This window comes from Limnobaculum parvum (assembly GCF_003096015.2).
GTDB classification, from domain to species: Bacteria; Pseudomonadota; Gammaproteobacteria; order Enterobacterales; family Enterobacteriaceae; genus Limnobaculum; species Limnobaculum parvum.
This window is the reverse complement of the sequence record NZ_CP029185.2, coordinates 1,550,031-1,576,266: the sequence shown is the minus strand read 5'-3', so window position 1 is coordinate 1,576,266 and position 26,236 is coordinate 1,550,031. Positions and strand designations below refer to the sequence as shown.

26 protein-coding genes, 4 tRNA genes and 3 pseudogenes are annotated in these 26,236 nt (G+C 40.5%); 16 read left to right on the top strand and 17 right to left on the bottom strand.

What is annotated here, in order from left to right:
• Positions 1-618 precede the first annotated feature (618 nt).
• The gene (locus tag HYN51_RS06410; protein WP_108899256.1) at positions 619-849 is read left to right on the top strand and encodes a DNA polymerase III subunit theta; all 231 of its coding nucleotides are present in this window, start codon (positions 619-621) and stop codon (positions 847-849) included.
• 515 nt (positions 850-1,364) lie between these two features.
• Here HYN51_RS06410 and HYN51_RS06405 read toward each other — a convergent pair.
• A complete protein-coding gene (locus HYN51_RS06405) occupies positions 1,365-1,856 on the bottom strand; it encodes a hypothetical protein (RefSeq protein ID WP_108899255.1) in 492 nt (163 codons plus the stop codon).
• A 621-nt stretch (positions 1,857-2,477) separates the two neighbouring features.
• Positions 2,478-2,645: pseudogene (locus HYN51_RS06400) on the bottom strand (isocitrate/isopropylmalate family dehydrogenase); the annotation flags it as partial.
• A 236-nt stretch (positions 2,646-2,881) separates the two neighbouring features.
• Here HYN51_RS06400 and HYN51_RS06395 point away from each other — a divergent pair.
• The 4 genes and pseudogenes from HYN51_RS06395 to HYN51_RS06380 all read left to right on the top strand — a co-directional run.
• Positions 2,882-3,181, top strand: coding sequence for a hypothetical protein (locus tag HYN51_RS06395; protein WP_108899253.1), 300 nt, complete (start codon positions 2,882-2,884; stop codon positions 3,179-3,181).
• Positions 3,182-3,619: 438 nt separating this feature from the next.
• Positions 3,620-4,237: an ORF6N domain-containing protein gene (locus HYN51_RS06390; RefSeq protein ID WP_108899252.1), complete on the top strand. Its 618-nt coding sequence runs from the start codon at positions 3,620-3,622 to the stop codon at positions 4,235-4,237.
• 159 nt (positions 4,238-4,396) lie between these two features.
• Positions 4,397-6,271 (top strand): acyltransferase family protein, encoded by a 1,875-nt coding sequence (locus HYN51_RS06385; protein WP_108899251.1) that lies wholly within the window; start codon positions 4,397-4,399, stop codon positions 6,269-6,271.
• 404 nt (positions 6,272-6,675) lie between these two features.
• Positions 6,676-7,074: pseudogene (locus tag HYN51_RS06380) on the top strand (tyrosine-type recombinase/integrase); the annotation flags it as partial.
• 111 nt (positions 7,075-7,185) lie between these two features.
• Here HYN51_RS06380 and icd read toward each other — a convergent pair.
• Positions 7,186-8,439, bottom strand: a complete 1,254-nt coding sequence (gene icd / locus HYN51_RS06375; RefSeq protein WP_108899249.1) for an NADP-dependent isocitrate dehydrogenase — start codon at positions 8,437-8,439, stop codon at positions 7,186-7,188.
• A gap of 132 nt (positions 8,440-8,571) precedes the next feature.
• On the opposite strand from icd, the gene rluE reads away from it, so the two are divergent.
• The 5 genes from rluE to purB all read left to right on the top strand — a co-directional run bounded on the left by rluE (position 8,572) and on the right by purB (position 12,883).
• Complete coding sequence (gene rluE, locus HYN51_RS06370) at positions 8,572-9,192, top strand: 23S rRNA pseudouridine(2457) synthase RluE (RefSeq protein ID WP_108899248.1); 621 nt, start codon at positions 8,572-8,574, stop codon at positions 9,190-9,192.
• Positions 9,185-9,634 carry an NUDIX hydrolase gene (locus HYN51_RS06365; RefSeq protein ID WP_108899247.1) on the top strand — a complete coding sequence of 150 codons (450 nt, stop codon included), beginning with the start codon at positions 9,185-9,187 and terminating at the stop codon, positions 9,632-9,634. Before rluE ends, HYN51_RS06365 begins: the two co-directional genes overlap by 8 nt.
• 122 nt (positions 9,635-9,756) lie before the next feature.
• On the top strand, positions 9,757-10,860 hold the full coding sequence (mnmA, locus tag HYN51_RS06360; protein ID WP_108899246.1) for a tRNA 2-thiouridine(34) synthase MnmA: 1,104 nt from the start codon (positions 9,757-9,759) through the stop codon (positions 10,858-10,860).
• Between the two features lie 2 nt (positions 10,861-10,862).
• Positions 10,863-11,486 carry a high frequency lysogenization protein HflD gene (hflD, locus tag HYN51_RS06355; protein ID WP_108899245.1) on the top strand — a complete coding sequence of 208 codons (624 nt, stop codon included), beginning with the start codon at positions 10,863-10,865 and terminating at the stop codon, positions 11,484-11,486.
• 26 nt (positions 11,487-11,512) lie between these two features.
• Positions 11,513-12,883: an adenylosuccinate lyase gene (purB, locus tag HYN51_RS06350; RefSeq protein WP_108899244.1), complete on the top strand. Its 1,371-nt coding sequence runs from the start codon at positions 11,513-11,515 to the stop codon at positions 12,881-12,883.
• A gap of 61 nt (positions 12,884-12,944) precedes the next feature.
• On the opposite strand, the gene HYN51_RS06345 is transcribed toward purB, so the two are convergent.
• Positions 12,945-13,190 carry a cupin domain-containing protein gene (locus tag HYN51_RS06345; protein ID WP_108899243.1) on the bottom strand — a complete coding sequence of 82 codons (246 nt, stop codon included), beginning with the start codon at positions 13,188-13,190 and terminating at the stop codon, positions 12,945-12,947.
• A gap of 115 nt (positions 13,191-13,305) precedes the next feature.
• On the opposite strand from HYN51_RS06345, the gene HYN51_RS06340 reads away from it, so the two are divergent.
• Together HYN51_RS06340 and HYN51_RS06335 are read left to right on the top strand one after the other, a co-directional pair.
• Complete coding sequence (locus HYN51_RS06340) at positions 13,306-13,848, top strand: MarR family winged helix-turn-helix transcriptional regulator (protein WP_108899242.1); 543 nt, start codon at positions 13,306-13,308, stop codon at positions 13,846-13,848.
• A 371-nt stretch (positions 13,849-14,219) separates the two neighbouring features.
• Positions 14,220-14,882 carry a DedA family protein gene (locus tag HYN51_RS06335; RefSeq protein WP_108899241.1) on the top strand — a complete coding sequence of 221 codons (663 nt, stop codon included), beginning with the start codon at positions 14,220-14,222 and terminating at the stop codon, positions 14,880-14,882.
• A 52-nt stretch (positions 14,883-14,934) separates the two neighbouring features.
• Here HYN51_RS06335 and HYN51_RS06330 read toward each other — a convergent pair whose 3' ends face one another.
• The 10 genes from HYN51_RS06330 to tusE all read right to left on the bottom strand — a co-directional run bounded on the left by HYN51_RS06330 (position 14,935) and on the right by tusE (position 21,460).
• Positions 14,935-15,168, bottom strand: coding sequence for a hypothetical protein (locus HYN51_RS06330; RefSeq protein ID WP_108899240.1), 234 nt, complete (start codon positions 15,166-15,168; stop codon positions 14,935-14,937).
• 211 nt (positions 15,169-15,379) lie between these two features.
• Positions 15,380-15,466: transfer RNA gene (locus tag HYN51_RS06325), tRNA-Leu, on the bottom strand.
• 11 nt (positions 15,467-15,477) lie between these two features.
• A tRNA-Cys gene (locus HYN51_RS06320) sits at positions 15,478-15,551 on the bottom strand.
• Positions 15,552-15,576: 25 nt separating this feature from the next.
• Positions 15,577-15,652, bottom strand: a tRNA-Gly gene (locus HYN51_RS06315).
• A 155-nt stretch (positions 15,653-15,807) separates the two neighbouring features.
• Complete coding sequence (gene pgsA, locus HYN51_RS06310) at positions 15,808-16,362, bottom strand: CDP-diacylglycerol--glycerol-3-phosphate 3-phosphatidyltransferase (RefSeq protein ID WP_108899239.1); 555 nt, start codon at positions 16,360-16,362, stop codon at positions 15,808-15,810.
• A 68-nt stretch (positions 16,363-16,430) separates the two neighbouring features.
• On the bottom strand, positions 16,431-18,263 hold the full coding sequence (gene uvrC / locus HYN51_RS06305; RefSeq protein ID WP_108899238.1) for an excinuclease ABC subunit UvrC: 1,833 nt from the start codon (positions 18,261-18,263) through the stop codon (positions 16,431-16,433).
• Positions 18,256-18,912 carry a UvrY/SirA/GacA family response regulator transcription factor gene (uvrY, locus tag HYN51_RS06300; RefSeq protein WP_108899237.1) on the bottom strand — a complete coding sequence of 219 codons (657 nt, stop codon included), beginning with the start codon at positions 18,910-18,912 and terminating at the stop codon, positions 18,256-18,258. The genes uvrC and uvrY overlap by 8 nt, the downstream gene beginning before the upstream one ends.
• 697 nt (positions 18,913-19,609) lie before the next feature.
• Positions 19,610-20,272: a phage N-6-adenine-methyltransferase gene (locus HYN51_RS06295; RefSeq protein WP_108899236.1), complete on the bottom strand. Its 663-nt coding sequence runs from the start codon at positions 20,270-20,272 to the stop codon at positions 19,610-19,612.
• Between the two features lie 422 nt (positions 20,273-20,694).
• Positions 20,695-21,012 (bottom strand): heat shock protein HspQ, encoded by a 318-nt coding sequence (gene hspQ, locus HYN51_RS06290; protein WP_108899235.1) that lies wholly within the window; start codon positions 21,010-21,012, stop codon positions 20,695-20,697.
• A 118-nt stretch (positions 21,013-21,130) separates the two neighbouring features.
• The gene (gene tusE, locus HYN51_RS06285; protein WP_108899234.1) at positions 21,131-21,460 is read right to left on the bottom strand and encodes a sulfurtransferase TusE; all 330 of its coding nucleotides are present in this window, start codon (positions 21,458-21,460) and stop codon (positions 21,131-21,133) included.
• Between the two features lie 146 nt (positions 21,461-21,606).
• Between tusE and HYN51_RS06280 the strand changes: the two genes are divergently transcribed.
• Both HYN51_RS06280 and HYN51_RS06270 read left to right on the top strand, forming a co-directional pair.
• A complete protein-coding gene (locus tag HYN51_RS06280; RefSeq protein ID WP_108899233.1) occupies positions 21,607-22,413 on the top strand; it encodes a sulfite exporter TauE/SafE family protein in 807 nt (268 codons plus the stop codon).
• Positions 22,414-23,055: 642 nt separating this feature from the next.
• Positions 23,056-23,595, top strand: coding sequence for a hypothetical protein (locus tag HYN51_RS06270; RefSeq protein WP_108899231.1), 540 nt, complete (start codon positions 23,056-23,058; stop codon positions 23,593-23,595).
• Positions 23,596-24,044: 449 nt separating this feature from the next.
• Here HYN51_RS06270 and HYN51_RS16580 read toward each other — a convergent pair whose 3' ends face one another.
• Positions 24,045-24,173, bottom strand: a complete 129-nt coding sequence (locus HYN51_RS16580) for a hypothetical protein (RefSeq protein ID WP_230514053.1) — start codon at positions 24,171-24,173, stop codon at positions 24,045-24,047.
• A 412-nt stretch (positions 24,174-24,585) separates the two neighbouring features.
• Between HYN51_RS16580 and HYN51_RS16575 the strand changes: the two are divergent.
• Positions 24,586-24,795, top strand: a pseudogene (locus tag HYN51_RS16575) (integrase); the annotation flags it as partial.
• Between the two features lie 114 nt (positions 24,796-24,909).
• Here the strand turns inward: HYN51_RS16575 and HYN51_RS06245 are convergent.
• Positions 24,910-24,997: transfer RNA gene (locus tag HYN51_RS06245), tRNA-Ser, on the bottom strand.
• Between the two features lie 157 nt (positions 24,998-25,154).
• Positions 25,155-25,574 carry a CoA-binding protein gene (locus tag HYN51_RS06240; RefSeq protein WP_108901982.1) on the bottom strand — a complete coding sequence of 140 codons (420 nt, stop codon included), beginning with the start codon at positions 25,572-25,574 and terminating at the stop codon, positions 25,155-25,157.
• A 176-nt stretch (positions 25,575-25,750) separates the two neighbouring features.
• Between HYN51_RS06240 and HYN51_RS06235 the strand changes: the two genes are divergently transcribed.
• The gene (locus tag HYN51_RS06235; RefSeq protein WP_108899228.1) at positions 25,751-26,209 is read left to right on the top strand and encodes a methylglyoxal synthase; all 459 of its coding nucleotides are present in this window, start codon (positions 25,751-25,753) and stop codon (positions 26,207-26,209) included.
• Positions 26,210-26,236: the final 27 nt, after the last annotated feature.

Sequence of the window (26,236 nt, the reverse complement as noted above, 5' to 3'; positions counted from 1 at the left end):
ACTATAATGAATATTCAAAAAAAATAAAGATAAAATTTCTATAGAATATATTTTAGGCAGAAATAAAAGAGGACACCTATCTCATAGAAGAAATCAATAAATTATTAAACTCATTCAAAACCATTTAATTAAATAAAAAAATTTCATATAAATCAATAAAATAAATTATTTATATCAATAATAAATCATTTATTTTCTTTATTTAAAAATAAAAAGTAATTTTATATAAATAAAAACCACCCTATAGCCATAAAAACCACGACATCACATCCCCACACAAAAAACCAAACAGAAAATAATTAATAAATAATAATAAAACCACTAAAAAACGAATAAAAAACATACATAAAAAACCGAATAATTAAACGAAACCCTTATCAATCCAGCGTTCCCCATATTAACTCAAAGCCATTATTACTATCTGTAAGCATATCAATTGACTAATATCGATAATATTCCCAACCGTTAAAATGACCAATATCTTAAGAAGAGTGTTTTTACTCTTCTGACCGCATAAAAATAGATATCAGGATATATCTCCGTAACAATAAAAACTAACACAATGAAATCATCTAAAAGTCAGGGTATAATCGTTGCTAGATACAGAGGAGTTTAGATATGGGTCATAATCTGGCAGATCTTCCAAAAGAAGACCGTGAAAAAATCGATGTTAATCTGCATGCATCAGGTATTGTGTATAAAGAACGTTATGGTATGCCGTTTAATTTTCGTGAAATCGAAGCGTTAATTCCTATCAACCTTCGGGAGTACTTTAAACAACGCGTCGATTTCTATCGCAGCAATCCTTACCACTTAGGTAAGTTACCCTACATTGCTAATGAAAAATAAGTCAGCTTACTCAGGGTCATCTGACTGAAGAGTACTCGCTAATAAATAGGGGTGCTCTTTGGTTAAATAAGTCATTTTTTGCTTTTCTGGTTCTTACCCCACTCGATAGCCCCAATAAACAACCGACCATTTCATTGATAGAGCATTCGCCGGACTTAAGCGCCATCGTTACTACAATTTAACAATATCAATCAAACACGATCTGTAACTGCTCACGACCTTATCCAGATCATTTATGTGTACAAATCAAAAAATAGAAATAGAAGTGTTGATGTTTATTCTTATGCGGCTAAAATCACACACAACTGAATTATGTGATATTTATCACACTTAAGGACACTCTGATTTTTCGGGGGATTACCCTATTATAAATGAATAGGGTAATAGATATGCTGGTTTTGTTTTTGACACCAATCCATATATTTGTGTCATTAAGAAATAAATAGGCCCTACTAATTATATTCGTAGAAATGGGAGACGATACTCCCACTTACGGTGACATATTTATTGCTTACTTATAAAAGCACCCTGCCAAGCCAATGCGCTCCATCAGGCATTCTTTCTAACCCATTGTCGATTAACTTAATGGCAATATCTTTGATCGTATCGACCGGTAGTGATTTTAATTTAGTCGTCAGCTTCGACTTATCAATATCATCTAAATTTGATTTTTCTATAAAATCATTAAAGCACTGAATTGTATCATCGTGATATTTAATCATTGAAACATCCAGTATCGCATTCACTCCCCCATCATTAAGGAGAAAGTCTAGGCCCCTATTTGTAATGCGTAACTGTCCCAAATTAATCATATAATCGTTCACACAACGAGTGATCCCGCTGGATAAAAGCTTATGTTCTTCAAGATAGAGTAAATTAGCAACAAGAGTATCTTTATCACCAGCGACTGAAAGCAATGGTAGCCATTCCTCTCGATGAATATTATTCGGGTATACGTTAGATAGAATCTTCAATATCGTGTTTTGCAGATCTCTATTGATTTTCAAAACAATCTCTCCCTTAGTTTTTCCCAATGAGAATAACACTTAGACTATTTTAATTACATAATTTATTATTATAAATAATCTAAGTATACTACCGATAAAGCTTTAGAATAATCAATAGCCAAATCAAATTTTATCTATGCCTATTTTAAGAAATCATTAGTGATTTTGTTGTTAAAAAACGAATTCATTTAATGCTTGAAAAAGAAAAATTAATATAAAAAACCATGTTAGATATAAAAAATAGACTATATCCTCTTTTTCAATTTATAAAATTCACTATTTGCAATAACGTATTCAATGGCTTCGATTAAATCATTTTTTAGACAGTTGCTGGAAACTAAAAATACTTTACACTGACGATAATGCCATAAATTGTGTCAAACGTTCAGAAATAAATTATTAACCTAAGAAAATAGATTTTTTCGTACTAGAACACATTATATCTATCTTAATATTTTGATATTCAATGCTTCTAACTCCTTGTTCGGTAATTACATCCGAAAAAAGTCATTGAGATCCAAAAACAAACATTTGTATTAAAAGTAAACGATAGCTTTACTCAAAGTAAAAAAAATCGGGAGCATTACGCTCCCGATTAATGAGTTAATTTAGCGAGTATGATTACATATTCGCAATCACATCCTGACCAAACTCACTGCATTTGCGCTCTGTCGCGTCATCCATCATGCGGGCGAAGTCATAAGTGACAGTTTTATTCTTAATTGCCCCTTCCACGCCTTTGATGATTAGATCAGCCGCTTCAGTCCAACCCATATGACGCAGCAGTAGATTGGTAGATATTAATTAACCAATTGAATTGTAATCAAAAAGTCATAATTTCAACAATAAGATTGAACGGTTTGAGGGTATTTATAACTCATTGACTTATAGAAACTATTTTTGAGTTTTGATAATGATAATTTACTGAAGTTTTAACTGGTATTTTAATTGTGTAGCATTACATTTTTGACTAGTATCTTCATATTGATAATCGATATTTATACACTGCATCAAGGAGAGTTATCATGGCTGATGATTGGATTACAGAACAGCAGGAAAGCGATTTCAACGAACAGATGAAAGATCTTATTGCTGAAAAAGCAGCAATACTAATTTTAAAACATGGATATTCTCGTGATAGTGCCATTAATAAGGTACGAAATATCCTTACTGCACGCGATGATTACGCCTCAGATCCTGGGGTTTATATTGAAGACAGCGACGAGTGGTTACTTGATGAGCTAAAACTTCCTGATACACCTTCGGATAAAGATAAATTAGCTCAAGTTAGAGCTATTGCCACAGATATTCGTAACTGGCTGTAGTTATAGCTCTTTCATGGGGTGTCAGGGGGCGGAGGTTCAAATCCTCTCGTGCCGACCAAATTCCTCCATAAAAACCAGTCAATTGTGGCTGGTTTTTATCTCTCTCTCTGTTTACCCTCATAGCGAAACTATGGCGTAACAATGGTGAAACTATTCACTAGTTTGTCAGCGCTCAACAATTTGACTAATTCAGATATTCGAGGCTATAGTGACCACGCACTGACTCATTCAGTGCTGGGATTGGTCTCCTGAATATCAATTTATCGCACTAAACTGCGTGAGCAGTTTTTTTACATCTAGTCTATGGTGGGCTGGGTGAGGGCTCGAAAGAGCGCTGGGGTTCGATAATTGACCAGTAGACCAACCTTGTCCAGTTCACAACCCAACGATTGGTCTCGTAAGTGGTGATTTAAACAATCAATTATCGAGGTCAAGATCATGACTGATCAATTGCCTGTATCAAGCCTTTCTGTCGTTACTCATAACAACCATCCTGTTATTACAACCGAATTATTAGCACGGTTATATGGTACTGAGACAAACAGCATTAAAGTTAATCACTACAGAAATACTGATCGTTTTATTTTAGGTAAACATTATTTTAAGCTGGAAGGCTCAGAACTAAAGGATTTCAAAAACAGAGTAACTCAAAGTTACTTAGTTGATAACAAGGTTACTCAAAGTAACTTAGTCGCTAACAGAGCAAAGCACCTCATATTATGGACCGAACGTGGCGCAGCCAGACACGCAAAGATGCTGGAAACCGATCAGGCATGGGAAGTATTTGAGAAGCTAGAAGACAGTTATTTTATCCAGAAGATCCAAGAACCTGTTATTTCTGCCTTACCTAAGCGCTTTCTGGTCAGTATCTGTGATGGAAGGCAAAGCGCCGTTCCAGTACCGGATGATGCCTGCGTAATGTTAGTAAAAGAAATGGCGGCTAAGGTGGCCACTGGTGAAATGTATGTGACGAGTGAGGAATTGTATTCATTTATCACTGCAGCTGTAGAGCAGCTTTACCGGCGCAATGAATATCTAATGAATAAATCAGCATAGGTAGGATTTGAAAAGAGCCGCAGATGACTCGCGGCTCATTTTTTTATAATACTGATATTCTAGGCTATTCTGTATAATAAGCCTCTTACACTTAACATAACTTATGAATCGAAACATCTTTGCTATATAATCCAGTGCGTTAACAAGTTGGAGAAAAGTATGGAGTTTAGAAAGGATATAAATGGCCTAAGAGCTATAGCTATCTTGGGTGTTCTTGTCTTCCATTTTAACCACACGCTCTTGCCTGGTGGGTTTGCTGGAGTTGATGTTTTCTTTGTCATTTCGGGTTTCCTAATGACAAAAATAATCTTCTCCGGATGTGAAAAAGAAACCTTTTCGCTGACAAAATTTTATGCAGCAAGGTGTAGGAGGATAATTCCTGCGCTACTCACATTATGTGTAGTCTTGCTTATATTTGGGTGGTTTTATCTTGCCCCAAACGACTACAGATTGCTTTCTTTGCATAGCGGGACAAGTCTTCTATTTATATCCAATATAATATATTGGAACGAGGCCTCATATTTTGCTGTAGACTCATTTTCTAAGTGGCTACTCCACACTTGGTCACTATCAGTAGAATGGCAGTTCTATCTGATCTATCCTCTGATAGTCATCTTTGCCAGAAACATATTTGGCCTTGCAAAGGCTCGATCTATTGTAATGTGTGTGCTATTCGTAAGTTTCTCTTTATGTCTTGTTTTATCTCCACGCTGGCCTTCAATGTCATTTTATCTTATACCCACTCGCGCTTGGGAAATGATAATTGGGGGAGTGGCATACCTATATAACTTTAGCTTGTCGCAAAAACAAAAAAAATATACTGAATTGGCAGGTTTACTGCTGATTGTATTGTCATACACCCTCTTCAGTAATAAAGATACTTGGCCTAGCATGCTTACAACAGTGCCTGTGTTGGGAGCTTTAATGGTTATTATTGCAAACAATAATAATTCCTTTTTCACTAGTAACTACTTTTTCCAAAAGATAGGTAGTGCGTCATATTCCATTTATCTATGGCACTGGCCTATTGTTGTATTACTTTATACAAACTCAATGTTGAACGATTATAGATATGTCATTAGTGGAATGCTGGCATCTTTGGTAGCCGGCTTTTTTTCATATATGATTATCGAAAATAAATCAAAGTCATTTAATTTAAAATATATTTTATCATGTGTTGCCTTAGTCATTGCATTGTTCAGTTCTGTCTGGGTCACCTATGGTGCAGATGTGAGCGCAAGAAGCTTGGCTCAGGATAAGAAAGCGGTTTACCCCACGATCTATTCTCCCGACAAATATTTTACCCAAAGTATGAAGGATAGTTTCCTCGAAAAATGTAATTTTTATGATGCTGTTACTAACAAAGCTAAAGAATATATTGATCATTCATGTGTAGAGAAAAAAGGCATTGGTGGTGTTTTTGTTTGGGGAGACTCTCATGCTCAGGCATTAGGTCAAGGGATCAGAAGTGTCTTTAAAGATCTACCGTTTTATCAAGTGGCATCATCATCATGCAAGCCCGGCATAATACCTGACACGGAGACAAAAGGAGAGGTTACTATATCGTGCGATAGATCCAACAAAGAAGCACTGAGTTCAATAGCAAATCTTCACCCGGATATTGTTATAATGGCCCAGCGTGCACATCATGACCTTAATGACTACGATGCTATTATCCAAAAACTCAAAGAAATTCGCGTAAAGAAAATCATTATTGTAGGTCCAATAACACAGTATGACATTGCTTTACCAGCCGTTATTGCCGCTAGGCATTGGAATAAAAGTGAACGAATGTTTGCTGATGTTGCTTTAAATCGCGACTTTTTCCAAACTGACGCAAAAATGCAGAAAAAATACAATAATAGTGAAAATGTTGAATATATCTCTTTGCTTAACAAGCTCTGTAAAGGAGATATTTGCCTAGCAAAAGTTGATGATAATAACACTCCGATTGTATGGGATTATGGTCATATGACCCCAGAAGGATCAGCCTATGTGTCAAAAATGATTTTGAAGTCAGCTATAAATGAATAATTATTCTCATTCATCACAACTGAACAGCCCACTCAAGTGGGCTTTATCGTTTTAGTGTATTGATTTTATGATAAATATTACTTATCTCTGAGTTAATTTATAGAATCCAATTTGGCAACCAACTCATCAACTTTCGAATTTAGTTCTTTAATGGCCCCAATTAGTACCGCAATTAATGCAGTTGTATTTAGCGTTAGTGGCTTTTCTAACGTAATATCATCAGCTAACTCTTCCCCATGCACGGCTAGGGGGATAGCGTCTCTGACATTCTGGGCAATTAATCCTAAATTTATATCGCTTTCTTTCCTAAATATAGGGAAGTGGACAATCTCCTCTGGGGATATAATCAGTATGTCAGAAGATCTCTAAAAGTGAATGAGGCGTTTGGATGGGGTACTTACATACATATTGTGCAGGAAAAGACTAGGGCAAAACTGGCGATCCCCCTTTCTATAAAATGTCACGCCATTAACTGGATGTTAAAGGATGTGATCACAAAATGCCGCGATCGCGTAGTGAGCCATTATCTTGTTCACTATACCAAGCCAACATCAATGGCGAAACGTGGTGGACAAGTTAGCCCTAATACACTCTCAACCAACTTCAGTAAGGCTCTGGACCTAACTGGAATTGATTGGAGTAATGGCACACCAGCAACATTCCATGAACAACGGTCACTATCAGAAAGGTTATACGGTGAGCAGGGAATAAATACCCAATTACTGTTGGGTCACAAATCTCAGAGACAGACAGAACAGTACCATGATGACCGGGGTAAAAACTGGATTGTTATAGCCGTTTAAGTGAGGGGTTTTGATAAAACGTTTTGATAATGTTTTGATAATAGATAGCGAGCTAACAATAAAAAACGGGAACCATCAGGCTCCCGTTAATGTTTGTGACACTTTTTGCAATTACATGCAAGCAATCACATCCTGACCAAACTCACTGCATTTGCGCTCTGTCGCGTCATCCATCATGCGGGCGAAGTCATAAGTGACAGTTTTATTCTTAATTGCCCCTTCCACGCCTTTGATGATTAGATCAGCCGCTTCAGTCCAACCCATATGACGCAGCATCATCTCCGCAGACAGGATAACTGAACCAGGATTCACCTTATCTTGACCGGCATATTTTGGCGCTGTGCCGTGAGTCGCTTCAAACAGCGCACAATCATCACCAATGTTTGCCCCCGGCGCAATACCGATACCACCAACCTGCGCGGCCAACGCATCAGAAATATAGTCACCATTAAGATTCATCGTCGCAATAACGTCATACTCTTCTGGACGCAGCAGAATTTGCTGTAGGAAAGCATCAGCAATAACATCATTGATAATAATGTCTTTGCCAGTCTTAGGATTTTTAACCTTCAGCCATGGGCCACCATCAAGCAGCTCACCCCCGAACTCTTCTTTCGCTAACTGGTAACCCCAGTCTTTAAAAGCGCCTTCGGTAAATTTCATGATGTTGCCTTTATGTACCAACGTAACGGAGTCACGGTCGTTATCAATTGCATACTCAATTGCGGCACGAATCAGGCGTTTAGTTCCCTCTTCCGAGCACGGTTTAATACCGATACCACACTGCTGTGGGAAGCGAATTTTAGTAACACCCATTTCATCACGCAGGAATTTAATCACTTTATCCGCTTCAGCGGTGCCCGCTTTCCACTCAACACCGGCATAAATATCTTCTGCGTTTTCACGGAAAATCACCATATCGGTCAGATCAGGACGCTTAACCGGACTTGGTGTTCCTTCAAAATAACGTACCGGACGCAAACAAATATAGAGGTCCAACTGTTGACGTAATGCTACGTTCAAAGAACGAATGCCGCCACCAACAGGCGTTGTCAGAGGGCCTTTAATAGCTACTTTATATTCACGAATTAAATCTAGCGTCTCATCAGGTAACCAGATGTCTTTACCATATACGTGAGTTGATTTCTCGCCAGTATAGATTTCCATCCAAGATATTTTTTTCTCGCCGCCGTAAGCTTTCTTTACTGCTGCATCAACAACATCAATCATAACAGGCGTTACATCGACACCAATACCGTCTCCTTCGATATAAGGAATGATAGGATCTTGCGGAACTGTGAGTTTGCCATTAGCGTTAACTGTAATTTTTTTACCTGTGGCAGGAACAACTACTTTGCTTTCCATCAAACTCTCCTCTGAGGACATGTTTGTTAATTTTTTGTAAGATGCGTACATGATACTACTTGAATACTTTCAGTCCGCCAATCAAAAACTTTTTCAAGTATAATGATTTAACGATTCAACACGCGAAATGTCATGTTAAAACTAGCAACTAAAAAAAATTCTGCCACTAGCAGAAGACAAAAAACCGTCAACCGTGCGCCAAAAGGCCCACGGCGGGTAATTTTGTTCAATAAACCCTATGATGTCTTGCCTCAATTCACAGACGAAGCCGGCAGAAAAACGTTAAAAGATTATATTCCTGTAACCGGTGTTTATGCCGCAGGAAGACTCGATCGCGATAGTGAAGGCCTGCTGATTTTGACAAATGACGGTAAATTACAGGCAGAATTAACACAACCGCAACATAAAACAGGGAAGGTCTATTTGGTTCAGGTGGAAGGAATTCCTGACACTGAATCGCTGGAAAAATTACGTCACGGCATTACGCTCAATGACGGGCAAACGCTTCCGGCTGGCGCTGAACTCATTGCTGAACCCGAGTGGTTATGGCCACGGGATCCACCAATCCGCGAGCGCAAGGCAATTCCAACCAGTTGGATAAAAATCACTCTGTATGAAGGAAGGAATCGTCAGGTTCGTAGAATGACGGCCCATGTTGGATTTCCAACCCTACGATTGATCCGTTACAGTCTACAAAACTGGAATCTTGATGATCTTGCCCCTGGCGAATGGAAAGAGGTGAAATATGTCTGACGACCAATATAAACCCCATGTCACCATGGCCTGTGTTGTTCAGGCTGAAAATCGTTTTCTAATGGTAGAAGAACGGATCCACGGTTTGCCGACATTAAATCAACCGGCGGGCCATCTTGAAGCCAATGAAACGCTGTTCGAGGGTGCGCAGCGAGAGCTGTGGGAAGAGACGGGTATTCATGCATCACCGCAATCCCTGTTGCAAATTTATCAGTGGATTGCCAGCGATGGTACACCGTTTATCCGTTTTACTTTTGCCATTGATTTGCCTGAAATACCCGAAACCATGCCTCACGACAGCGATATTGATCGCTGCTTGTGGTTAACGGCGGAGGAAATTATTCATGCGCCTAATCTCCGTTCTCCTTTAGTCAGAGAAAGCATGATTCGCTACCTGCAACCGGAACGCTACCCCCTTTCCATACTGGAAAACTTTAAATAGCGAAGAAGGCGCTGGTTTAAGCGGTGCGCCAGCGCTACCAACGTGCTAAAATAGCGCACTGCGAAGCAGTTCCAACGATATATTTTGTATCACCCTAAGTCATAACAGTACGCGAGAGCCCCATGTCAGATAATAGCCAGAAAAAAGTCATTGTCGGAATGTCCGGCGGTGTTGACTCCTCCGTTTCAGCCTGGTTGCTACAACAGCAAGGCTATCAGGTGGCCGGTTTATTTATGAAAAACTGGGAAGAGGATGACTCCGATGAGTATTGTTCCGCAGCTACCGATCTAGCGGATGCCCAAGCCGTCTGTGATAAGTTAGGGATTGAGCTACATACCATCAACTTCTCCGCGGAATATTGGGATAATGTATTCGAACACTTTTTAGCTGAATACAAGGCAGGTCGGACACCGAATCCAGATATTCTGTGCAATAAAGAGATCAAATTTAAAGCATTTCTGGAGTTCGCCGCAGAAGACCTTGGCGCAGACTATATTGCTACTGGCCACTATGTACGCCGTCAGGATGTTGATGGTAAGAGTCGCCTGCTGCGCGGTGTTGATGCTAATAAAGATCAAAGTTACTTTCTTTACACCCTCAGTCACGAACAGGTTGCTCAAAGCCTGTTCCCTGTTGGCGAACTGGAAAAACCGGAAGTTCGCAAAATTGCCGAACAGTTAGACTTAGCGACGGCGAAAAAGAAAGACTCCACGGGTATCTGTTTTATCGGTGAACGCAAATTCAAAGATTTTCTGGCTCGCTATTTACCTGCTCAACCGGGTGAAATCGTTACCGTTGATGGTGACAACGTTGGCACCCATCAGGGGCTGATGTACCATACGTTAGGCCAGCGCAAAGGATTAGGCATTGGCGGTTTAAAAGACGGCGGTGAGGATCCATGGTATGTGGTTGATAAAGATTTAATTAACAATCGCTTGATTGTTGCTCAGGGTCATGAGCATCCTAGCCTGTTCTCTACGGGTTTAATTGCTCAGCAACTCCACTGGGTCGATCGTCATGAAATCACTGATACTTTCCACTGTACGGTCAAAACTCGCTATCGCCAGCAGGACATTCCTTGTACGGTGATCCCTCATGGCCCAGATCGTATTGAAGTTCGTTTTGACGAACCCGTAGCAGCGGTTACCCCAGGTCAATCGGCTGTTTTTTATCAGAACGAAGTTTGCCTTGGCGGCGGCGTTATTGAAGAACGTTTACAGGATTAATTGTGGCAAAAAATTATTATGATATTACTGTGGCTCTGGCTGGCATCGCGCAGTCAGCGCGTCTGGTTCAAGAGTTGGCACATAACGGACAGTGTGATAACGATGCCCTTTCTGTTTCACTAAAAAGCATTCTGGTGACGGATTCCCCTTCTACATTGGCTGTTTTCGGTCATGAAAGCGATCTAAGTGTAGGACTGGATACCTTACCTTGTGTGTTAACCAATAACCGCCAAGCGTTAAGCACAGAAATTACTCGTTATGTACTTAGCCTGATGGTACTAGAACGTAAGCTTTCAGGTAATCCTCAAGCACTGAACGAGCTATCTACCCGAATCAGTCAACTCGAGCGTCAACTGGCGCATTTTGATATTGAATCAGAAACCATCATCAACGCTCTTGCCAGTATCTATGTTGATATCGTTAGCCCATTAGGGCCGCGCATTCAGGTGACGGGTTCCCCGGAAACGCTGCAAAAAACACTGGTTCAGGCTAAAGTTCGTGCGGCGCTGTTAGCCGGTATTCGCGCCACAGTACTTTGGCAACAGGTTGGCGGGAGCCGCCTACAATTTATGTTTTCACGCAATCGCCTGTTACAGCAGGCCAGAGAAATTTCTGCTCATCGTTAAACTTTCAGACTTCAGGAGTCTTACTGATGGAATTATCTTCACTGACCGCCGTATCCCCTATTGATGGACGCTACGGAGATAAAGTCAGTTCATTACGCTCAATCTTCAGCGAATTTGGCTTGCTTAAATTCCGCGTTACTGTGGAAGTTCGCTGGCTACAAAAATTGGCCGATTGCGCACAAATCAAAGAAGTTCCTGCTTTTAGCAAAGAAGCAAACGATTACCTCGATAAGATTGTCATTAACTTTAATGAATCTGATGCCCTGCGAATTAAAACGATTGAACGAACAACTAATCACGACGTTAAAGCCGTAGAGTATTTCCTCAAAGAAAAAGTGGCCGCTATTCCTGAGTTACAGGCCATTTCAGAATTCATTCACTTTGCCTGTACTTCGGAAGATATTAATAACCTTTCTCACGCTCTAATGCTGTCTACCGCCCGTCAAACGGTGCTGTTACCGGCCTGGCGTGAAATTATTGATTCGATTAAAAATCTGGCTGCTGAATACCGAAATATCCCCCTACTTTCCCGCACCCATGGCCAACCGGCGACACCAAGTACAATTGGCAAAGAGTTTGCAAACGTTGCTTATCGTATGGAACGTCAATATAAGCAACTGAGTCTAGTTGATGTTTTGGGAAAAATTAACGGTGCCGTAGGCAACTATAATGCACATATGGTGGCCTACCCTGAAGTGAATTGGCACCAGTTCAGCGAAAGTTTTGTCACTTCTTTAGGCATTATATGGAATCCTTACACCACACAAATTGAACCTCACGATTACATTGCCGAACTGTTTGATTGTGTAGCCCGTTTCAATACCATCCTGCTGGATTTTGATCGTGATATATGGGGTTATATCGCTCTCAATCACTTTAAACAAAAAACGATTGCCGGTGAGATTGGCTCTTCAACCATGCCGCATAAAGTGAACCCAATCGACTTTGAAAACTCCGAAGGTAATTTAGGGCTGGCAAATGCTATGTTGAGCCATCTGGCCGCTAAACTGCCGGTATCCCGCTGGCAGCGGGATCTGACGGATTCTACCGTACTGCGTAATCTGGGCGTTGGTATTGGTTATGCCATGATCGCTTATCAATCCACCATGAAAGGCATTCGTAAGCTGGAAGTTAATGAAAGTAACCTTCAAAATGAACTCGATCATAACTGGGAGGTTCTGGCAGAGCCAATTCAAACCGTGATGCGTCGCTATGGTATCGAAAAACCTTATGAGAAACTGAAAGAGTTAACGCGTGGGAAACGCGTGACTGCGGAAGATATGAAGATCTTTATCAATAAGCTGGAATTACCGGAAGATGAAAAAACACGACTGAAAGCCATGACACCAGCAAATTATATTGGCTATGCGATTAATATGGTTGATGAACTAAAATAGTTATAGCTTTAAAATTTCTAATATAGGGCGCGATTAAAGCGCCCCATTATTTCTGACCTAATTATTTAATATCGTCCAGACTGGCACCAAAGTTAATGTGTAAAACTTCCTGACCTAACAACAGCGCTGGAACGCTTTTTATTCCAGCTTTCCGTGCATCAGCAATTTTTTCTTTCTCCTTGCCTAAATGGACAATCGTCACCTTTACCGCAGGATCAATGAGGCTTAATACCGAATTCTCAGCACTAATACAGACTGGACAGCCAGCATGATAAAAAGTCACTTCTTTCGCTTTATTATGGACCATTTTTATTTCCTCATTTAATTTAGTATCGAATCGATACCAAATAACAATAAAGAATAAGATACCTACTTGTCAATATTGTTTCGAATCGATACTATATTGGTCGCGGAGGGAAATAATGACACTATTTGATATCTTGGAACGACTGGCAAATCTGCAACAAAGTTGCTTTTATCATAACTCACAACTACGTCATCTGCCTTCAGTGCAGATCGGTGCATTACATTACCTTTCTCGCTGCAATCACTACTCTAACACGCCGGGTGCCGTCGCGGAGTATCTAGGTTTTACCAAAGGTACAATTTCACAGTCATTACGTAAACTGGAAAGTCAGGGGTGGATAAGCCGTGAGGGTGACCGTCATGACAAACGCATTGTGCGGTTATTTATAACTGACAAAGCCAAAGAGAGCCTCAATGAAGTGATATCTGAGAACATGATTGACCAAGCATGTACATCCCTTGCACATGAGGGAGAAACACTACGGGAACAGCTATTTCAACTACTGCGGCAATTGCAGAAACAAGAAAATCAGCGAATATTTGGTGAATGCTATCAATGCAGATTTCATCAAAAACAACAAGGAAAGTCTCATTGCGGTTTAACTCAAGAATCCATTCCCGAAGAAAATACTCGACTAATTTGTCGGGAATTCCAGTGACTGTATTTCACCGTTAATGTTGATGTTTTTATAACCACTATCGTGTTCCACAGTGGCTATTCTCTAAATTATGATGATTTAAAACGCTATTCGGTCAACTTCACAATTTTCACCAGTACAATCACTGGTAGCCCGAAGTGACTTAATCAGTAAATATGCATAGATCGAATGAACGTTATGTGTACCGGTGACGACTTTCGGAAAAGCAATATCATTATACATTTCAATGCTGATTTCCTCTGGTTAACTGTATAGTTAATGCTAATGATGTTAAACTTATCGGCATCAGCCAGACTTTGGCAGTCATTCTATCTTTACCGCATTAACTCTGTCTGAAACAGCCTCCGCTAATGTCACGCATAGGAAAGAAAATGGGTTCGATAACAGATTTATTCCAGGCACTCCTGCATCAGGACTTCAAAACATTAGCTAATCCAGAATTTCTTTGGGCTATATACGGCATCTTATTTCTAATAATTTTTCTTGAAAATGGTTTATTACCTGCCGCATTTTTACCTGGAGACAGCCTATTGTTGCTGTCGGGTGCGTTAGTGGCTCAGGGCTCTCTACATTTTCTTCTTACAATCCTGGTTCTTTCTACCGCAGCAGCACTCGGCTGCTGGTTTAGCTACCTTCAAGGACGGTGGCTAGGCAAAACTAAAACGGTTCAAGGATGGATGTCGAAGATTCCCGCTCACTACCACCAACGGGCACATCAATTATTCTATCGACATGGCTTCTTCGCATTGCTAATTGGTCGCTTTCTGGCATTTGTGCGTACCTTATTACCAACTATTGCAGGCCTCTCTGCACTTGATGCTAAACGCTTTCAAATTTTTAACTGGTTGAGTGCGGTGTTATGGGTAAGTGTCGTGACGACTCTGGGCTATCTCATCAGCCTGACGCCATTATATAAGCACCATCAAGCGGCCGTTATGAATGGATTGATGATTCTACCTGTCGCCCTGCTGGTTATCGGGCTGATTGGTTCTTTAATTGTGGTATTAACGAAAAAGTCTGAGAAGAAGAAATAATCAATATTCTTGCTGGCTAATATCGCTTTTCATTATGTGATATCTGAAATGACTATTCATCACAAAGCGTATCCATCGCCAGCTTACAACGAGACAGAAAAACAGTAATGGCCTCATCGTAATTCAATTCTTTAAACAAGATTGCGCGCTCAAATAATCGCTCTCCTTGTTTATCATCCCAACGCCACTGTATCTTCACCACACTCTTTATTGGATCGATTTCTATGGTAACTAAAGCGTCTGGGCAGCTCTGCTGTGCATGAAGAATAAAATCCGTAAGTTCCATCAGGTTTCCTGAGCGGTATTGATAACCGTGTTTATATTAATCCACATAAGCTTAAAATTTACCGATCAAATAGTAACATTCCTCAGCACCCAGAAGCCAACACCAACTGATGACTGACAGGCCAGATAGACCAAACCTCAAATTTCGGACATAAAAAAACCACCTGATAGGTGGTTAGCTAACGCTATATTCTGATTTCATCAATATCAAATGGTGCCCGGGGCGAGACTTGAACTCGCATGGCGTTGCCGCCGAGGGATTTTAAATCCCTTGTGTCTACCGATTTCACCACCCGGGCATGCTTGATATTGGAGGCGCGTCCCGGAGTCGAACCGAGGTAGGCGGATTTGCAATCCGCAGCATGGCCACTCTGCCAACGCGCCGTAATATTCATATTGAATATTAATTTGGAGCGGGAAACGAGACTCGAACTCGCGACCCCGACCTTGGCAAGGTCGTGCTCTACCAACTGAGCTATTCCCGCACCTGAAGCATTATATCAGAACTTACTGATTTAGCTGCTTATCCTAATTAGACTGCTGCCGTAATTGGATGCTGTGCATTCTACTTGCCTGACGAGGTGAGTCAATAGAATTATTAAAACATTTGGTTCGTTTGCTGCTTTTTCCGGCGTATCGTCTATGGTTCCAGCAAGTCTGCCTTCGAGGCTTTCAAATATTGGAACATCGACCAGAATGTTAAGATGGTGGCGATATACAACAGAATAAAACCAAAAATCTCCACCGTAGGGTTAGGTCGCCACAACAATATGACTAAAGCCAGCATCTGTGCTGAGGTTTTCACTTTACCCACCCATGAAACCGCAACGCTGCTTCGTTTACCAATTTCAGCCATCCACTCTCTCAACGCAGAAATAATGATTTCACGCGCTATCATCGTAGCCGCCGGTAAGGATACCCACCAAACGTGATAATACTCAGAAACTAACACTAATGCCGTCGCAACCATCACTTTATCAGCGACAGGATCGAGAAAAGCACCAAAACGCGTTGTTTGCTTCCAACGTCGTGCCAAAAAACCATCAAACCAGTCAGTTACCGCAGCAACCACAAAAATGATGGCACAGACCATTGGAGCCCATTGATATTGAGCCGGCAAATAAAACGCCACAACAAAGAATGGGATCAAAATGATGCGGAAAAGTGTAAGCAGAGTCGGTATATTAAATTGCATAGTGCTCTGGTGCTCTATTGCTGTTCAGTATAAAAAGGAAGGCATACGCCTATGTTGCTACATCCTCTTCAGGGTTTCAATGCATTGTGTATCTTTTCTGCTAAAGATTGCGATATTCCAGGTATTTTTGCAATCTCTTCGACGGTTGCACTCAATAAGGGTTGTAAACCGCCCATATATTTTAACAATGCCTGACGCCGTTTTGGCCCTACACCTTCGATATGTTCCAACGCGCTGGTATTTCTAACTTTTGCTCGCCGTTGGCGATGCCCAGAGATAGCATGATCGTGTGAATCGTCACGAATATGTTGAATAACATGCAGCGCTGGAGAATCAGGCGGTAAAGAGAATCCCTCACCTTCTGCGGCTAAAAATAGCGTTTCCAGCCCCGCTTTACGATCGCTGCCTTTTGCAATGCCAACGAGTAGTGGCTTGTTTTTATCCCAATTCACATTCAACTGGTTAAAAACTTCGATGGCTTGCCCCAACTGCCCTTTTCCACCATCAATAAAAATGACATCTGGAATTTTCTCATCCATCAGTGCTTTTTCATATCGCCGTTTTAACACTTGCGACATTGCTGCATAATCATCACCAGGTGTTATACCGGTAATATTGTAACGCCGATACTCAGAACGCAGTGGACCATTACTATCAAATACCACGCAAGAGGCAACGGTTTCTTCCCCCATTGTATGGCTGATATCAAAACACTCCATCCGATTAATTTTGGTTAGCTTCAACACTTCAGTTAATGATGCGAAACGCTGATGGATAGTTGATTGTTGGGAAATTTTAGTTTTAAGTGCAATTTGCGCATTGGTTCTTGCCAGTTTTAAATAACGAGCACGATCCCCTCTCGGATTGCTTTGTATCTGAATTTTCCGCCCGGCGACTTCTGACAATGTTTCTTCTAGTGCATTTCTATCCGGTAAGGGGAAATCGAGTAGAATCTCTCCGGGTAACGATCTTGATTGGCTTCCCTGCAAATAGAACTGACCAACAAAAGTTTGAACCACTTCATCCAGTTCAGTTCCTTTAGGAATTTTAGGGTAATAACTCCGGCTACCAAGTACCTTGCCCTGTCGTAGAAACAATACATGCATGCATGCCAAGCCACTCTCATAAGAAACGCCGATGACATCCAAATCATCGCTATCGCCAGAAACGAATTGTTTTTCAGTGACCCGTCGAATTGCCTGAATTTGATCGCGAATGCGGGCTGCCTCTTCAAAATTGAGTGACAGACTTGCCTGCTCCATATTGGCTATCAGTTGGTTCAGTACTTGTTGATCTTTACCTTCCAGAAACAATCGAACATAGTTAACCTGTTCCTGATACTCATCATCACTAACCAGCCCTGCAACACAAGGTCCCAAACAACGACCAATTTGATATTGCAAGCAAGGACGCGAGCGATTGCGATAAACACTGTCTTCGCATTGACGTACAGGAAAAAGTTTTTGTAGCAATGCTAATGTTTCACGTACCGCACCTGAATTGGGGAATGGCCCAAAATACTCGCCTTTGGCATGCTTCGCTCCTCGATGCATTTTTAAGCGGGGGTGTTTATCTGAACTAAGGAAGATCAATGGATAGGACTTATCATCGCGCAGCAAAACGTTATAGCGAGGCTGGTATAACTTAATATAGTTATGTTCGAGTAATAACGCTTCAGTTTCAGTATGAGTAACTGTAACATCGATATTAGCGATATTTTTAACCAACGCCTCTGTCTTTCGACTGCTTACATTCTGGCGAAAATAGCTGGATAGACGTTTTTTGAGATCCTTTGCTTTTCCTACATAAATAACAACGCCAGAAGTATCGTACATACGATAAACCCCTGGCTCATTAGTTACATATTTTAAAAATGCTTTACTATCAAAACTATCAGTCACTATTTAACAATTTCTCTGATGTCACAATTCCATGACGGATAGCAAGATGTGTTAACTCTACATCACCACTAATATTCAGTTTGCTAAACATTCTATAACGATAGCTGTTGACCGTTTTAGGGCTAAGATTAAGCGTTTCCGCAATCTCATTGACTTTCAATCCCTTAGTAATCATTAGCATAATCTGCAGTTCACGTTCAGACAAACTGGATAGCGGTGTATCCGCCTCCGGTTCTAACTGACTTAATGCCATTTGTCGGGCAATATCAGCACCAATGTAACGCTGCCCAGAAGCAATGGCTCGAATAGCATTAATCACTTCTTGCGGTGCTGCACCTTTACTCAAATAGCCGGAAGCCCCCGCCTGCATCACTTTTGCGGGTAGCGGGTTTTCAGTATGAATCGTCAACATAATGACTTTAATATCGGGGGAGTAGCGCAAAATCTTACGCGTAGCCTCCAGACCACCAATGCCCGGCATATTCATATCCATTAAGACGATATCTACGCTATTGGAACGACACCACTTCACGGCATCCTCGCCGGTCTGTGCTTCGCCAACAACTTTTATTCCTTTGACATCTTCCAGAATGCGTCGGATCCCTGCGCGCACCAATTCGTGGTCATCAACAAGAAGAACGCTTATCAACAGAAAGTCTCCAAACAAGAAAGGTAACGTGATGCTTTTTAAGCATTACACAATGGCTCATAAAAAGCACTCAACCGACTGATAATACAGGGCGGAACACCATTTAAAAATCAAAATATATTCAATCTGCCAACGAATCCATCTTTTAAAGGTAACTAAGGTTTACATATACTCACTGCAAACTCAACGAAAAGATTTACTACCATACTGTCATTTTTATGATTATATCAATAATATAGCTATCCGTCTGTAAGGATAATCTAATAACCTAAATACGGCTACAAAGCTTATATATTGGAATAAGAAGACAACATTAATGAGTGAAATATTAGTGATAATTCGTCCGTCGATGTGTCAATGCGTTAGAACGTTAACCAACACAATTCCCTTCATAAAAAGACAGCTAGGTTAAAAAACATCCATAAGCGATCTTTCTTTGGTTGAAAGCATTAATAATGAACGTGATGTTATTTTAACGATCTGAACTGAAAACCTGCAAACCTGCAAACCGGAGAAGTTGACGGTATCTTTTATTTACTGACCTCAAATTAGTTGAACACTATTGGGTGAGACATCAAAACGCGTTGCTTCTTTTGATGTTAAAGCGTGAATGGTAAGATTCTCGATATTAATGTTTCTCTAACTGAAAACTGAAATGATTCACGGTCGAGTCGAATCATTATTGTATAAACTCTGCTCAGACAGCCACAACAATACGAGACCGACTGTGTTTCATCATATTCATTACTGTATTTCCTCTAGCAAGAAGATCATCGCGACGAACATAACTTAACGGTGGTCCCGTCCATGTTTTATCAAAAATTAATATTGCTACCCCAAATGCAGCCGTTGCAACTTCTTGTTGCTTGCCTGCGGGAATGAACCATTTAGGCATATCAAATAAAATTCGCCCACAAATAAAGGCTATATGATCGGCCTTATCTCTAGGCCACCATTCTTCTGACGTTGCGACCTTAACCAAATAGACATAACGCCCACCCAATTCTCGCTGCTCAATAGTATGGCGCATAATATGAGACATGCCTGTAATATAGTGTCCCTGATGTTGCTTGGCACGGGAATACGGGGGATTAGCAAATGCCGCCCCATCAAGTTTGGATAATTGCTCCGCCCAGTTTTTCATCAACGCATTATCTGCGGCCGTGTAATAATCTGGGCATTTGCTGTTTTCACCATCGCTGAACAAATCTAGAACCAATGGCCCATATAAACTATCAATTCCCCAAAATAATGCGTCTGGAGTACACCACTGATCGCCAATATCCTTCAACTGATGGCTAGATTTTGAACGTAATATTTCGATCTGCTTTAAATAGTCTGCACTTGAAAAATCAACCATATATACACTCTTGCCTTAAGAATTTATAAATAGCAATAGTTTAAATATAATTATTATCTTTATATTTTCAAATAAAATTATCAATGACCATTATGAGGTCATATTCTTTAAAAAAAACGCATCGATATATTTATCATCAGCTAAAAAACTAGTGTTTTTACCAGCTTGTTTTATAGATCGAATATCAGTGATAATGGCCCCAGCGTTTTATCAGTGACAAATTGACTGTTTTTGGTTTGCCGTGAAACCGACTCCACACACTTTTGGGTTTCACGGCTATTTTTTGTTCTGATTTTGCATAGCCTAACCAACCCCCACACTGACGCTGCTTTTTCATTCGACATTTTATAACCGAACCCAGCCATTTTCAGACAATAAAAAAACCATTCAGCGGCAAACAGAATGGTTTTTCAGGGTAAATATTAATTTCTCAAGCGAGGGGCTTGCAGTTGATCTCTGATCGATGCAGCCAGTTCATCAAGAGAAGGTTGTTCAGGATGTGTTTCTGCATCCTCTCCGGCAAGCTGTATCTCTGCAAGATAGGTATGGATTGGTTGCCCCTCTTCGTCTTCCATAACAACGTGGTACCAGGGGGCTTTTCTCAAGTTATCATCCGCACCAACTTCATCCGAAGCTGGCTGCTCTAGGGAATACTCGGCATCAATATCAATTATTACGCCGAGATTGCCCAGTAACTTATGTCTGACTTGCTGACCAATAGAAAATTTACTGGTAATCATCGTAGCCTCCTCGTATTCAGATCCTGCCTTTTTCTTAAATATGGGGGGAATCAGTCATATTTCAAGTTAAATTGTGCTATTGGAACAATTTCAACGTTAAACTCACTTAACTTTACATTCAAATGCACTTAACTGGTTTAGGTAAACCCGCGATTTTGGTGGCTTGTTTTGCGGGGCCTTTGATAAAAAGGCGATAAAGATAGCGGCTGTTCCCCTTTTCTTCACCATACTTTTGCGTCATTGCTTTAACTAACATTCGAATGGCTGGTGAAGTATTAAATTCCTGATAGAAATCTCTTACAAAGTGGATAACTTCCCAATGCTCTGCTGTTAGCTCAATGTTTTCCTGCTGGGCCAGAATCACAGCCATTGATTCACTCCAGTCATTACTGTTGAGCAGATACCCTTGGGTATCGGTCTCTACCATGCGTCCTTCAAACTCGAACATACAACCTCAGCATTGTTATTAATGAAGATTTTGATTTTTAATCATTGTAACGTAAAAACTCTATACTCAGTACCTATGCTCTATCTGATAACAGAGTTAATATAGATTAACGTGTGGTATATCAAAATTTTAATCAAGGATAGTCAATGGCTATTGAATGGATATTAGCGTATTTGTTATTGGGTGCCGTGGTGGGGTTTATGGCGGGTCTACTGGGAATTGGCGGCGGCGGTATTATGGTGCCGATCTTAACAACCATTTTTTCCGCTCAGGGAATTCCGCAGGAGCATCTGGTACATCTAGCCTTAGGCACATCAATGGCTTCTATTGTTATAACTGCATTTTCAAGCTTAAGAGCACACAATCGCCACCAAGCTGTTTTATGGCCAGTTGTTTGGAAAATGACCCCGGCAATATTGGTTGGCACCCTATCAGCAACCTGGTTAGCGGCACTATTACCCACAAAGTCGTTAGGTATATTCTTCTCTTGTTTTATGGCTTATGTCGCTTTACAAATGATATTGAACATCAAACCCAAACCTAGCCGACAATTACCAGGGACTACAGGCATCTCTATTGCAGGGCTATCTATAGGCGGTATATCCGCACTGGTTGCCATCGGTGGAGGCTCACTCACAGTCTCCTTCTTGACCTGGTGTAATGTGCGTATACAGCACGCGATTGGAACCTCTGCCGCCGTTGGTATGCCAATCGCGCTGGCTGGCAGCATTGGTTATATGATTAATGGCTGGAATGCATCAAATACCCCTGATTACAGCGTTGGTTATGTCTATTTTCCCGCCGTCATTCTTATCTCGACATTAAGTTATTTTACTGCGCCGATTGGTGCACGACTGGCGCACAAAATGCCGGTCGCCACACTTAAGAAAGTTTTTGCTTGCTTACTAATACTGTTAAGTCTGAAGATGCTACAAACAATCTTTTTTGGCTAATCTGCATATTCTGATTAAATGAAGAAGGGCTAGTCTTAGACTAACCCTTTATTTTAAATTCGTTAGGAGTAGCAATGCTAAATGCGTTTCACCTCAGTGATAATAAACGGTTCCTGAAACAGGTACTCCCCACTACACCTTAATAATGCTCAAGATGTAGGCTCACTCTGTGCCAAAAACTCCAATGCTGACGTAGCAATTCTACCTTTTTCTGAATCAACAGAATCTTTGTGTATAACCCGTAACAATCTCTCCGTTATGGAGTCTTTGCTTACCGGAACCTTCTTTTCACATAACTTAACGACTGTTTCACCGATGATTTTCTGTATAGCATCCATTTTTTGAGACATAAGCCACCTGTGTACAAGTTGGTTGAATTTTTATTAAGCTATAAATAGCTTAAATATTCAAGGGATTATTCTTTTATCTGTTAACTAACAATAACCTTAATATTACTCAATAACCCCGGATAAAATACGAATAATCAAAAAATACACGTTAAGTTATGCGTTCATAATTTACATCATCGATATTGCATGCATAAACTATCTTAATTATTTCGTAAGTAACCACTCTATTTTCAGAACATGCAAAGTATCAAAAAGAGTTATGTTATCAATCACGTATTGGGAAAAAACAATTATGGGACTGAATATTACCGCATACCATCAGCTCAATAAAATTGACACTCTCTTTGATGACGACGGCTTACCCATCGATAACGCGACGGGTAAGCCATTGGCAATTAATTACTTTCAGGCTGAGTTGAATTCTAATTTCCCTGGTCGTGCTGATGAAATTGATGATGGAGCCGTTTACACATATTCAAATTCAATGGAATTCAGCGCTGGCACTTACCGCAACTACAACAACTGGCGTGATGATTTAGCTAAATTGGCAGGATATTCACTCGGATCACGTGACGACCATGGGCTAGACCGCAAAAGTTACCGTGTTGCATGCTTGAATAGCGAACAAGGTCCATTTTCAGAGCTAATCAATTTCAGTGATTGCGGGGGAGTAATCGGAACCGCTGTTTCTGCAAAGCTCGCAAAAGACTTTGCTAATTTTAACCAGCGCGCACAATCATTCTCTGAAGACACCTATTTTTACGCCAAGTACATACAATGGCATACCGCGTTTGAATTGGCTTCTGATAATGGCGCTGTGGATTTCCATTAATTGCGATCATTAGAATATTAATAAATATATCAATGCAATAGCACAATGGTCATGAAGCGGTACAATACAGAAATAAAACGGATTGCTTACAGGATCGAACACTTAGCATTGGTAGTGCTCTCCAATTTATTTTTACCCTATAATTACGCTGGATTTTCTAAACCGGACAAAAACTACCGTGCTAAAAAAACTTGTTACAGGAAAATACCCACTACCAATTTAGCTGAAATCATTCTCCTACCTAATCCAAGTTTCATTCTTGCAAAAATCATCTTCCGACTAATCCTTGCAACTCTTGTGTTATCAGGAATTGCATCCATTTTAAGAAAAAAAATAACGGTGCTTGGAATTGTCGCATTCTTGTTGTTCCTTACAAGTTTCTGCATAAATGGATTTATTATTTTATCCCTGATCCTCAAGTTACTCTTCCGGTGATGGTATGACTACCTCTATTGAGAAAAGCAGTTCTCATTTATGTAAGCTTGTAAATACTCTATTTTTTGCCCGTTCTCGAATGATTCCAGCTCGGATATCGAAAACAGTTCGTCCAATAGAGTCAGATAGTTCGACGCTGGCATCATTGCCCATATTGCCGGTGGAGGTGGTTGGAGATTTGGCTTTGATACACAGGTTGTGATTACTAACGGTAAGCTCATTACGAAGACTTACGAAGGCGGCTATTGTCAGACTCTGAGGCATAGAGTTTCTCTGTTGTTCGTTTATCCCGTCCAGCCGCTCTATTCTGCTGTATCTGAATTTTATCAATATCTCGTAAGCAGAATCCTGTTGATCAGTCGGCATCGGATTGCCAGACCTTAATCTGTCGTTAGCTGACCATAAGTGCCAGATATTTAAAATGAGCACAAAAAAACCGCTATTGCGGTAGTAGGCAGAAATGTGCACCACGTCATAGCAAATTAAACGCCCTTTCGTACGTCTCATCATCGTATGGTTGATAACCATTTTCATGATTAACAATCGCTTTGGCTAGCATCTGAAAAACTCGGTCGCCCTCTTTCGTTCACTTATCATGATATCAAAGCTAAAGGTATATCCGATTACACTGGTTCATCAAAAGATAAGCAGTTATTCAGTGGCCATAAAACAGAGCAACAGGTTATTACGTATGACAGAAAAATAGCTGTTACACCATCGTTGGACGCGCCTTTGATTTCAGAAAAAAATCGATTTGTTAACTGATAGTTAACTTAAAGTGAATGGATAAAATGGGAAAAGTTCTAGCAAAAAGTTCTAAGTCAGTTCTAACACCTGAAAAGCAAAACGGGCTAGCCTAAGCTAACCCGTTGAATTTTTTGGCGGAGGAGGTGAGATTCGAACTCACGGATGGTTGCCCATCGACGGTTTTCAAGACCGTTGCCTTCAGCCGCTCGGCCACTCCTCCGCAACGGCGTGAAATATAGAACAGCTTGAGGTACCTTGTAAAGAGGATAATTGAGCTATTTTGATCGTTCGGCTGAAAAAACATCAAAAACAATGTTTTTTGTCGATTTTAACGCCAATCCTTTTGCGTTTATCAAAATGCTGTTAGATATTTCTCTCTATAACACCTTCTCCAATCCCAGTTTTTTAATTTCAATTTTCGGGCATCTATCCATCACAACTTTCAGCCCGGCTTGCTGAGCTATCGCTTCAGCTTCAAGATTAATCACATCCAGTTGTAACCATAAAACCTTAGCGTTAATGGCTATCGCCTCTTCTGCCACTTCATACGCGGCATCTGAATTACGGAAAACATCAACCATATCAACTGGGCGATCGATCTCTTTTAAATGGGCAAAAACTTTTTGCCCTTGTAAGGTCTGTCCTGCCAATTTAGGGCTAACAGGAATAACCTCATATCCCTGAGACAGCAAATAGGCCATCACTACATAACTGGCCCGTGTCGGCTTATCACTTGCTCCTACTAGGGCGATGGTTTTAACTTGCTGTAACAAACTCTTTATTTCACTTTCTTGCATAATCATTTACTCCCTAAATTATTTTTTCTGCTTTATCTCAGTTTAATTGCCCTGTTGATGCTCTGATTAAGGCAAAGATCAATAAGATGTATACTTTTATATATTATCGCTTTTTTCCGAAACGGAGTTTCAGTAATCTATACAGAATAACTATTTAAATAGAGGTTTGGTTTAATATGCAACTAACAACACGAGCAATTCCAATACAAAAGAACATTGCACTGGTTGCTCACGATCACTGTAAACAGTATCTGTTAAAATGGGCTGAAGACAACAAATCCGTTCTGGCTAAACACCGGCTATTTGCCACTGGAACCACAGGCAATTTAATTCAGAGAACTACAGATGTTCCTGTCTCCAGTATGCTTAGCGGGCCAATGGGCGGGGACCAGCAAATCGGCGCCATGATCTCTGAAGGTAAAATTGATGTATTAATTTTCTTCTGGGATCCACTCAATGCTGTCCCTCACGACCCTGATGTCAAAGCCTTATTACGACTGGCAACTGTCTGGAATATTCCTGTCGCAACCAACAGGGCAACTGCCGACATGTTGATATCTTCAGGTCTATTTGAAAAAGAGATAGTCATTGATATACCTGATTATCAGAAATACCTGCAAGAACGTCTGAAATAGGCCTCAACCTGACCTTAAGCCTGTTGC